The organism is Palleniella muris, assembly GCF_004792655.1.
GTDB lineage: Bacteria > Bacteroidota > Bacteroidia > Bacteroidales > Bacteroidaceae > Prevotella > Prevotella muris_A.
In genome coordinates this window covers 47,096-57,820 of sequence record NZ_SRZC01000009.1, presented here as the reverse complement: position 1 = coordinate 57,820, position 10,725 = coordinate 47,096, and the positions used below count along the sequence as shown (strand labels likewise).

The window sequence follows — 10,725 nt, the reverse complement described above, 5'->3', positions numbered from 1 at the left end:
AGTATAATTCTAAAAACAGAAAAAACAGTAAAAACAGAATATGACGGTGAGGCAACTCCCGTTCTTTACTTATTAGAAATATGGACTTATAGTCCTTGTTCTCAACAAGTCGAATAACCGCCAAATCATTCTGCATACGGGAACAAGCGATGATAGGTTCACGTCCCTTGGGGCGTGGACTGCTTGTGCTTGTTGGTATGCAAAGGTTTACTTGGCGGTTGACCGGACTTGAAAAATAAGCATGGAGTGGGTCCCGCCTTTTTTTGTTATATTCTTTTGAAGTGTTAACGGAATATAACTTGTATCTGCATGATAAACATCGGACAAAGCATCAGGGAAGAGCTGGAGAGGCAGGAGCGGACGGTGAGCTGGCTTGCCAGAAAATTGAACTGCAACCGTTCCCTTGTGTACAGGATTCTTGGGAAAAACAGCATTGACACGGGAATGCTGATACGAATCTCAAGGATACTCAAGCATGATTTCTTCAAGGAGTTTGTGGAGGATTATGAGGCTGAGGGTTGATATGTGTCCTGTTTTTGATACATTTCTGTCGCTTTACGGATACACAATAATGTTCATTCTAATTATATAATTTTGTACCTTTGCACCAATATTTCACAATTATTAATATTAAAATATTGGTTAATGAGAAAGACATTTATATTACTTGCATTTTGCCTTGTTGCCATGGGAAGCTATGGTGCTAAGAAGAAAGGCAAATTCGACTATTCCGTGGTGTTTGTCCCTGAAGAGGGCGGCGTGAAGTTCGAGAAGATTACCGAAGATGCCGACATGGTTGCCGACTATAATGACGGGCTTGTCGGGAAGACTTCGGGAATCTTCGGGTCGAAGAAGACAAACGTTCTTGATTGGTGGGTGGTGCCGCAGATTGCTGTGTCGCCTGATGGCAAGCGCATAGGCTACATCAATGAGAAGAACAAGACCACCAATGTGATGATTAAGAGCGCGTCACACGGCGGAGCAAGCGTGCAGCGTACGTTCAGGACCAACGTTCAGGGATTCTCCTGGAGTCCTGACGGCAACACTCTCTGTTTCACTGAGGTGCGAGGAGGGCATCAGGGCATTTACCTTGTCGATGCGAACCAGGGCACGGTGGTAAGACAGATTTCCAGCGGTACGGACAACGATTATGGCGGTGTGATAAGCCCTGACGGCAACACCATCTATTTCCACCGTGGCGAGGGACGCTCAAGCTACAGCATCTGGAGCTATGACAGAAAGACAAACCTGTTCTCGAACTATTCACGCGGAATGACCGTCTGCCCTATCCCGGGACAGAAGAGTGTGGTCTACTGCGCACGGTTCACGAACAACAACGAGAGTGAGATATGGCGCGTGAACTTTGAGACCGGTGTGGAGGAGGTTATCCTTACACAGCCGGGAAAGAGCTACACCACGCCGCAGCTGTCACCTGACGGCCGCTGGCTTCTTGTCACCGGCAGCAGCAAGTCGGAGAAGGAGGGCATTGACAACACGGACATCTTTGTCGTGCGCACCGACGGCACACAGTTCACACAGCTGACTTATCATCCCGGCAATGACCTTTCGCCGGTCTGGGCTCCTGACGGCAAGAGCATATTCTTCCTCTCACAGCGCGGTTCTGTGGACAAGGTGTACAATGTATGGCGAATGGACTTCAATTTGTAACCCAATTAACTAATCAACCAACAAACATTTAAGATTATGAAAAAGTTTATGTTAGTATTGGCATGCGCGTTCAGCGTATTGACAGTTTCCGCTCAGAGAGCAAGCAGTTCATCTTCTTCTTTCTTCTCAACAGAGAAGAGTGACGAGGGAGTGGTATTCGGCATCCGCGGAGGTATCCTTGGCGCAAACATGTCATTCTCAGAGGATGGCAGTTCCTACTCTCCGGGCAGCCGCATCGGTTTCAACGCAGGTGTGAATGTTGACATTCCTCTCATGCAGAGCCTCCATCTGCAGACAGGTCTGTTCCTTCAGCAGAAGGGCTTCAAGATGGAAGAGGATGGTGAAACATGGAAGGTGAACCCAATGTATCTCCAGATTCCTGTCCTCGCTTCTTACCGTTACGCTTTCAGTGACGCTTGCGAGCTTCAGATAAACGTTGGTCCTTACCTTGCTTACGGCATCTCAGGAAAGAGCAAGTATGAAGTAGGTGGTGATGAAGCCGAGTATGATTTCTTCGGTGGTGAGGATGATGATGACTCAGAGTGCGCTAAGAGCTTCGACATGGGTCTCTCATTCGGTGCCGGCGTGACTGTGGCAAAGCACTATTATCTCGGTTTCTCTTATGACCTTGGCTTGACAAACATCGGTCGTGACGATGATGGTTCAATCAAGAACAAGGCATGGATGATTAACCTCGGATATAACTTCTAAGCCTTTTCCCCCTTTAGTGAATTAAGTTGTTCTGAATAATTACTGCATGTCATTAATTAGTCAGAACAATTTCACTTACAAACAATTAAAATCCATAGAAAATGAAGAGAATCAATTATCGTAGTATCGTTTGTGCAGCGATGGCTATGGGAACTTTGTCGTTTGTCTCATGTTCAAGCGATGATGATGTTGTCACAGCCAATGATGTGCTTGGGATACCGAGTGATAATGAGGCGACTCCTGCGCCTGAAATCGGTAATGCTAATGTCACATTGCCAAATTTCTCTGTCACAGTAGAGGAAGAGAGCGGTTATCCTTATTTGGCTATCAACATGACCGGTGTATGGGATGAAGAGCATTCTGATTGGCTGAAACTTTATGGTACAGGAAATTCAGCAAAGCAGAATGTTTGGGTGACTATTGACAATAGCGCGAAGGGCATCGATGTGTATAACAACGCTGATGGGGACAGCCGTACACTGCTTGCCGATGTAGTGTTCCTTGTTGACAACTCGGGCAGTATGTCCGAAGAGGCAGATGCTGTTGCCAACAGTATCATATCCTGGTCGAAAGTCCTTGAAGCGAGTGGGCTTGACTTGCGCGTGGGAAGCGTCGGATACGGTGACTCGAACCATGCCATTGATGGCGCGCTGAACATGACAACGCCGGAGAAACTTGGTGAGTACATGAACGCCGACAACCGTTATGGCACAGACCGCACTCGTCATTATGGAGGTGCAGACGCTGAAACGCTTCGTGCAAAGGCGGAAAACAGCAGATTGTATGAAAATGGTTCATACAACGAATGTGGAATGGTTGCCCTCCATTTCGCAAATGACAATTTTGCTTTCCGTGGTGGTTCTAACCGTATCTTTGTCAATTTCACTGACGAGCCTAACCAGCCTAACGGCATAGAAAAATGGTCAGTGGAGTACTTGAACCCTAAAAACAATAATTGGACGACAAACAACGGCACTGTCCACACTGTTTACAGTGACAGAAAGGAGTGGTGTGACAACACGTACCTCTATAACGAACAGCCATGGCTTATGTCGGAATACACCGGCGGTTCTATTATGTATGCAGACCGGTATTTCACCAATATAACATTGGAAAACCTTCCTGTTACGGGTGCCATGCAGAACTCTTATGTAATTCGCTGTACAAACCTTGCGTCTGTCTGCGATGGCTTGGAACATGAAATCAAGGTTACCGTATTGTCAAAAGACGGGCTTGTCCGTGGCGAGAAAGTCATTAAGTTTGTTTTCTCAAATTCTAAGGAGTGAGAATTAAATTACATTCAAGCAAGATGGCTTATCAGTACATATAATAAAAGAGAGTCAGCAAATAACCTCCATTTGTTGTTTTATATGGTATGATAGCTACAAAAGAATAAGAGCTGTATCAAATTTTAGTAGTGATACAGCTCTTTTTCTTGTTTTTATATAATATGGTAAAAGCACTTGTATAATATTCTTAATATGGATGAGTATGTTTGTTTTTCTCATGCGTATTAAGAAGATTTCTTATTATGGTGTGTCGATTAATTTGAGTTTTGCTGAAATAGAAGAGTTTGTTTCTTTATGCTGTGCATGGACTTATGGCATAGGATTCAGACCCTCCCAACGGACGTTCCATTTGCCGTCTTTCGGGAATCCGGGGTTCTCTGTCGTGCAGCCGTCCCAGCCGGCACACATCATGGCAACAGCAGTCAGCAGTCCGCCATTGCCCGGAAGGTAGATGCGGAGGCGTTGGTCTTGGTAGTTGTGGCCGTTCGGGAGGTAGGTGTTTGTGCGTTTGTCCATGAGGAGCGCGCCGACAGCCTTCTCAGGCTCGTTGAGGCGTGCGGCGTTCATTGCCGTCATCGGGTAGTCCCAGCCCCATGTCTTGTTCCAGTTCCAGTTGTCCCAAATCCAGTGGAGCGTGTTGCGCATGTAGTCCTCGTTGACAAGCCGGCTCATCGGCAGTATGCCCACTGCGCCAAGCACCGCCATGTGGTCGGAGGTGAAGCGTATGTCGCGGTAAGTCTCGGTGGCTGTCTCCGCTGCAAGATAGAGCTTGTCGTCGTTGTAAGCGAGAGGCGAGAGGCAGTCGATGAGGTCATCCCATGCCTCGCTGCGTGCCATTCCGCGACGTTCGCGCCATGCCTGCGCCACCTTCATGGCATGATGCCAGTAGGAGAGTTCAAACGGAGGGTTGACGGTCTCGGCGGCTTTCAAAGTCTCTTGTGCAGGGATTACACCTTTTAATATATAGCGGTTGTTGGCGGAATCGAGGGTCGCGAACGAGTGCATGAACTCCGCTGTCTGCTCGATAAGGTCACCGTATTTCTCCAGAATGGCGGTTTTGTCCGTGGCATTACGGTAGACGAGTTCCGCAAGATAGATGAGGTGCGGCTGCTGCCAGATGAGGAAGCTGCCTACTTTTGACGGCGCTTCTATGGCTGACGGGTCGGTCATCTTCATCCAGCGCACACCCTTGAAGCCCTGTCTCTTTGCGATTTCCCTTGCAACAGGCAGTGCCGAACGGTACCAGCCGAGGGTGCGGTCAAGCAGTTCCGTGCGGTTCCAGAGGGCGAACTGTGCCTGATGCCACCATATCATCTCGAGGTGGAACTTGCCGAACCATGAGTTGTAGGTCAAGCCCGTCTCCTGTGGCGGAGTTGTTCCGGCACACTGTATGGCGAGGAGGTACTGGCTCAGCACCACACGGCGTTCGAGTTCCTTTGCCCGAGGGTCGGTGCAGGAGGAGAAATCCACTGCCGCGCCGTCAGTCCAGAATGCTTTCCAATATGCCAAGGAAGCTTCATGTGCGGCATGGAAGGACACGTTTTCCGATGCCGGAAGAGTCCTGTCGAAGGAGCAAGTGAAGGAAAATCTGTCGCTTTTCGGCGTGAGCACAAAGTAGTTTTCAGCCTTTTGCGTCAGCTTTGCTTTGCCTTGCCAAGTGATTGTGACATAGTAGGTTGTGCCGTCCAGCACCCTCTCCAGCACAGCTTTGTTATTTTCCTGTGTGATAAGACGTGTAGAGTGTTTGCTGTCGGCATTCCAGTCGCACGCATCGTCACAGTGCTGCCCTGTAGGATAAGGGAAACGGAAGCATATTCCGGTGCGTTTCTTTGACACAATCTCCGCAGCGACCATGTCTTTCTGTGGGTGGCAGACTGTCTTCACCTCAATCTCCGTACCTTTGTACTTGAATTTGCTGTCAAGAGTTCCCGTCCATAAATCCAGCCTTTGGTCTACGGCAGTGATGTTCTTCATGCCGTCTTTGCGGTCGAAGTCGAAGCCTATCATGCCCAGATGCAGACGATGAGGATTGACGCGGAACCAGTCGGAGGCCTCCTTCTGCCGTCCCGGTGTCTTAGGTTGTCCGGCATAAAGTTCCTTATGTCCGTGCCCGAAGTCATACTCCATGAGTGTCTCTTCCGGCTTGAACCCTTTCACGTTAGGGAAACTGTGCCAGCCCCATTGGCTTTGCGTGCCGAGTGGCACGCCGTTCTTGTAGTACTCGGGGAACGACTGCAGCCCGGTTATGTCGGCAGTGAAGGCAAACTCGCCGTTGCCCACCGACAGTGAGCTGAGCGAATCGGCAGCCGTGATGTGCGGACTGTTTCGGTCAACGAGTGCATGGCGGTCTATTTTCTGTCCTGCAGCGTTGATTGCTATTGATTGCAGGAAGGTGACGAACGCAATGAAGAGTAACTTTTTCATGGCAGGTGTTTTGCTTTTTATGTATTTAACTGGATGGCTACAGATGCTCGTCAGAAAAGAAACTGATGTCGAAAATTTCAGTAAGGCTTTGGAAATCACGGAAAAGTGACAAAGGAAGCACTGCCCTGTGCTTGTGGCTCATCCAGAGGCAGCGTGCTTTCCCGTACATTGTGGCAATGAGGGAGTAACTGCTGACCGGTCCGAGGATATAGTCGCACTCGGAAAGCAGGCACAGGTCTTCCTGTCCGCTGCCATGAGGGAATCTGATGTGGCAGTTGTTCCATTTCTCTTTGCTGCGTAAGGTGCGCAGAAAGAATTCCTTGTCAAGTTTCTTGTCGTTGGTGCACAGATAGATGTTGCACCGCTTTCCCTTGAAGTTGTCAAGCAGGAGAGCGAGGCAATCCATGAAGTCCTTGTCCGTGAAGTAATGCCTTCCGCCCATGAACGACTTGTAATCGCCGCGCCGGATGTGGAGTCCGATGCTCACTGTAGTGTCGCCGGCCGGCAGCATGTTGCGCCGTGCGGCAGCCGTTATGTTGCCGTCAAAGGCAAAGAGCTGCCTTATCTCGTTCATGTATTCCGGCAGAAGGTCATTATAACCGACGTTCCACCCTTCGACGATTGCGCTGCGTGAGGAGAGCAGCCGCCGTTCGCACTCTTCCGCTGTGGTGTTTTCGTCCTCGTAGTTAACGACAGGAATCAGCTTCAGAATTTTCAGTGCCTTTACCAGAATGTAAACCGTCTTGTTATGGTAAGGTGTATGGCAGATGGCAAACCCTTTGTACTTATGTGCGAAGCGCATGCTCATGCTTTTGAGATTGTGCTTCCTTGCCCATGCGTACATTTTTATATATTGATAGATGTTGTTGCACATCTGCCCTTTGTCTCTTACGAACAGCATTGCTTTCCTATTGTGTATGTTTGGTTAATGTTCTTGTCGGTTGCCGCCCACATGCTTAGTCTATCAGTTCTGTCCATCTGTTGATGATGCGGTCCATTTGGAATTTCTTTGATGATTCAATGCTGTTTTCAGCCATGCCGAGTCTCATTCTGCCGTCAGACATCAGTTCCAGCATTATGCTGACAAACGACTCTTTGTCATTGTCCTCTATGACAAAGCCGTCATAACCGTCCGTCACCTGGTCTTTTAGTGCTGCAAACGTGTCAAAGACCACGGGAACCACACCCATCTGATGAGCTTCATTGAGTGTCATGGGCAGTCCTTCGCTTTTCGATGTCATCATGAAGATGGATGCTTCCTCGTAGTAAGGCTGAGGATTTGTGCGGCCTGTGAATGTCACATCGGGTATGCTGTTTGATGCTACATGTTGTCTGTATTTGTCAATGTCAGTAGCCTTTGTCCCGTCTCCTATTATTTTCAGTGTCCATTCCGCAGCGATGGGTGATTCCTTTATTGTCTTCCATAAAGCAAGCGCAATGAGTATACGTTTCTGCCTTTCGTCCAGCCGTGACACAATTATTACTTCTTTCTTCTTGTCATCATAGTGGTTTATGTCAAAGAATTCATTAAAAGTCAAGGCATTCGGGATGAATCTGAATTTGTGTGCAGCCTTTTTCTTCGCTATCTTCTGGAACAGTGGTATGTATTCCTTGGACAGAAGCACTATTATGTCAGAGTTGTTTATGATGTTCCTGTACAGTCTTCGTGTCCTTTTCAAATCAAGTGATATGAACAAAGGAAGCAGGCACAGCTTCGACCTGTACCTTATGCGTGAGAATGCACTGCGGCTGTTCTTGTATTTCGTATAGACAGTCTGGTATGAGACAGTCTGTTCCCACCCGGGCTGCATGTGGTGGGCGAATATAGTCTTTACGGTAAGTTTTTCCTTCCGCAGTATGTTGCTTATGATTTTAGGAAGAGACATTGTGTATTGCATTATGCAAACATCGATGTGATTGTCTGCAAGAATGTCTCTTATTATGTCATAAATGTCATTCTGGGTATGATTGCTGTAAGATATTTCATATTGTTTCTTGAAACAGCCGAAATGCTCTGAACCTTCTTCAAGGGTAAGCAGGAAGCAGTTGCAGTCATGTTTCTCATGTAATTCCTTGGCTAAGAGCAGTGTGGTTCTTTCTGTCCCGCCGCAAGTTGGGACCAACTTGCATGACAAGCAAATGAGAATGTTTTTCTTCATGTCAGCTTTTTTTTCATTTCTTTATCTCTTTTCTTCTATCAGCTTTGCCACTACAACAAACTGGTAGAGTGCTTCCATCGAAGCCTTTATGAAGCCGGCTCTGCCGTCACGCCAGGCTCCTTTTATGCAGTAAGTCTTCAAGAAGAACAGTATAGGCCGTCCGATGAGGGCTCCGGTGCCGTAGTTCTTGTGGCGTTTCTTCGGCAGTTCGTTGGTGCTGTACTGGTCAGTCTTTTGCAGACGGGTGCTTATCGACTCATCGGCAAGATGCACAAAGGCAAGTTCTGTGCGGCTCTTCGGAATCCTTTCCACCTTGCCTTCCACTTCCGGAGAGCAGTGGATGACCGCCGGCCAGCGGGTCTTGTCCTTAAGGAAGAAGCGCAGGACATAGTCAGGGTAGAGGCAGCGCATGAATCTTCCCATGAAGAAATTCTTGCGGGGGATGAACAGTCCGGCGTTGCCGCTTTGCGTGAAAGAGTAGAGATACTCACGGAGTTCGGGCGTGACAATCTCGTCGGCATCCACGACAAGCACCCATGGGTGGCGTGCCTGGTGGATTGCAAATTCACGTGCAGGTTCGACTATGTTGTGTTTCCCGCGTGGAAAGGTCACTGTGCGGCATCCGTATTCTGCGGCTATGGCAAGAGTGTCGTCAGTGGATTCCATGTCACAGACGAGTGTTTCGTCAAAGTCCTTTACGGCATCAAGCACCTCACGCAGGCGCATGGCGGCGTTGTATGTATTGATGACTACGCTTATTTTCTGCTTTTCCATAATCATTCTGCTTCTATCATCCAGTTAAACTCCATGATGCTTTGTTGCGGCAGGAACCGCCGGCGGTGTATTCTCCCATCCTCAATGAGGCTGTCGCATAATGTCTTGTCAGCCAGCACGGAGTACATGGCATCGGAAAGGGCGTGGACATCGCCCACAGGTGTCAGCAGTCCTGCTCTTCCTCCGGCAAGAATCTCTGCCGGTCCGGTAGGGCAGTTGGTGGAGATGATGACCTTGCCGAGCATCAGTCCTTCGACAAGTACAGTGGGCAGTCCTTCAAACTTTGAGCTGTGGATAAGTGACACGGCAGCCTTCATCCATGGATAGGGGTTGGCTTTGAAGCCCAGCAGCAGGATATGGCTTTCCATTCCGAGAGAGTGGATGAGGCTTTCCAGATAGGGCCGGCTCTTCCCTTCACCGATTATGTACAATGCCGGGACATCAATGTCCGTGGCGGTGCTCCTCAGGTGCGCGTAGGCCTTGAAGAGAGTTGTGAGGTCTTTCTGCGTCTCCTCAAGCCTTTCCACGGCAAGGAAGAATGGCTTTTCTGCCTTTTCGCTGTCAGGAGCTTCACTTGCTTTCCGGATGAGAGTTTCCTCGTTCAGGCAGTTGTATATGCGGCAGAACTTTTCCTGATGTTCAGGCATCATCCTTCTTGCCTCTTCCAGCATTGCATCGGCAATGAGCACGACCTTGTCATAGCGGTGGATTTTCTTCTTTAGCCGCTTTATCCGTTTCGGTGCTCTGCATGCTTCGGCGGCGAGTGAGAAATGAAACCACATTATTTTTCTGACCTTTTCCGGCACGGCATCCATGAAAGAGCTGAAACAACTGTCAAAATCCACTACGACATCGTTCTTTCCTGCAAGTTCCTTTATCTTTCTCCTCATGATGCAGCGCCGCAGCGGATTTAGCAGTATTTCGTCGAATGCCCCATGCAAGGCGTTCTTGCGGCGGCGGTGCTTGGCACGCTTGTATGCCGTAAGCATGTCGTTCTCCACAAGATACTCTATCCTGACCTTGGGCGATATGCGTGGGAGGAACACCTCCGCCTCGTTCATTTTCATGCCGATGGCAAGCGTAATGTCATGGTGAGTGTACCGGCACAGTCCGTTAAGGTATTCGATGAGCACTGTGTCAATACCTCCGTCGAGGAAGCGGCTTATGAGGAAGAGGTGTTTCATTATGGGCTGTAGGTTTTTATGGTTATATTGTAACCACTGGCGTGGTTTTATGTATGACAGTCATTTTATGGTTATGTGGTTGTATGGTTATTTTGCAAAGATAGTAAAAGTTATCCATATAACAAAGAATATTCTTCAAAATATTGCTCTTCCTTTGGCTTTGCACAGTTGCATGGACTGCTTGCTTGAAAACAACAATTGCGTTTTTTTAGTATGAATTGTTTTTCCATCAAGTACTTGAAAAATCAATGTGTATGGCTTTTTAGTGAAAAAACAGTAATTTGCGTGCCAAAATTGTGGATTCGGATACCATTTTGTCTTTTTTTTGTATAAAGCAGGCTGTGTCGGGAAAAGTGAGAAAATTGTTTTTATCACATCGCCTGCACAGTATCTTTTAACTACGGAAAACAAGGATTCCTGTTTGCTGTAGCTGTCAGGATGGACATTGTCTTCATTCTTGAAAAAGCCGGAGTTTTCCCATGCTCTATTTATCATAATACGCAAAACCGGCTCATT

The 10,725-nt window shown here is 48.1% G+C and carries 10 protein-coding genes; 4 read left to right on the top strand and 6 right to left on the bottom strand.

Annotated features, from left to right (window positions below; genetic code table 11):
* Positions 1-309: 309 nt before the first annotated feature.
* The 4 genes from E5358_RS06795 to E5358_RS06780 all read left to right on the top strand — a co-directional run bounded on the left by E5358_RS06795 (position 310) and on the right by E5358_RS06780 (position 3,665).
* Positions 310-522, top strand: coding sequence for an XRE family transcriptional regulator (locus tag E5358_RS06795; protein ID WP_135939477.1), 213 nt, complete (start codon positions 310-312; stop codon positions 520-522).
* Positions 523-645: 123 nt separating this feature from the next.
* Positions 646-1,668 (top strand): PD40 domain-containing protein, encoded by a 1,023-nt coding sequence (locus E5358_RS06790; RefSeq protein WP_135939476.1) that lies wholly within the window; start codon positions 646-648, stop codon positions 1,666-1,668.
* 36 nt (positions 1,669-1,704) lie between these two features.
* Positions 1,705-2,379 carry a porin family protein gene (locus E5358_RS06785; RefSeq protein ID WP_135939475.1) on the top strand — a complete coding sequence of 225 codons (675 nt, stop codon included), beginning with the start codon at positions 1,705-1,707 and terminating at the stop codon, positions 2,377-2,379.
* A gap of 101 nt (positions 2,380-2,480) precedes the next feature.
* Complete coding sequence (locus E5358_RS06780; RefSeq protein ID WP_135939474.1) at positions 2,481-3,665, top strand: vWA domain-containing protein; 1,185 nt, start codon at positions 2,481-2,483, stop codon at positions 3,663-3,665.
* A 312-nt stretch (positions 3,666-3,977) separates the two neighbouring features.
* Here E5358_RS06780 and E5358_RS06775 read toward each other — a convergent pair whose 3' ends face one another.
* The 6 genes from E5358_RS06775 to E5358_RS06750 form a co-directional block, all read right to left on the bottom strand.
* The gene (locus E5358_RS06775; protein ID WP_135939473.1) at positions 3,978-6,092 is read right to left on the bottom strand and encodes a hypothetical protein; all 2,115 of its coding nucleotides are present in this window, start codon (positions 6,090-6,092) and stop codon (positions 3,978-3,980) included.
* A 37-nt stretch (positions 6,093-6,129) separates the two neighbouring features.
* On the bottom strand, positions 6,130-6,993 hold the full coding sequence (locus E5358_RS06770) for an O-fucosyltransferase family protein (protein WP_135939472.1): 864 nt from the start codon (positions 6,991-6,993) through the stop codon (positions 6,130-6,132).
* 55 nt (positions 6,994-7,048) lie between these two features.
* The gene (locus E5358_RS06765) at positions 7,049-8,251 is read right to left on the bottom strand and encodes a glycosyltransferase (RefSeq protein ID WP_135939471.1); all 1,203 of its coding nucleotides are present in this window, start codon (positions 8,249-8,251) and stop codon (positions 7,049-7,051) included.
* 21 nt (positions 8,252-8,272) lie between these two features.
* Positions 8,273-9,028, bottom strand: a complete 756-nt coding sequence (locus E5358_RS06760) for a glycosyltransferase family 2 protein (RefSeq protein ID WP_135939528.1) — start codon at positions 9,026-9,028, stop codon at positions 8,273-8,275.
* Positions 9,028-10,209 (bottom strand): glycosyltransferase, encoded by a 1,182-nt coding sequence (locus E5358_RS06755; protein ID WP_135939470.1) that lies wholly within the window; start codon positions 10,207-10,209, stop codon positions 9,028-9,030. Before E5358_RS06755 ends, E5358_RS06760 begins: the two co-directional genes overlap by 1 nt.
* Before the next feature lie 135 nt (positions 10,210-10,344).
* Positions 10,345-10,704, bottom strand: a complete 360-nt coding sequence (locus E5358_RS06750; RefSeq protein WP_135939469.1) for a hypothetical protein — start codon at positions 10,702-10,704, stop codon at positions 10,345-10,347.
* Between the last annotated feature and the right edge of the window lie 21 nt (positions 10,705-10,725).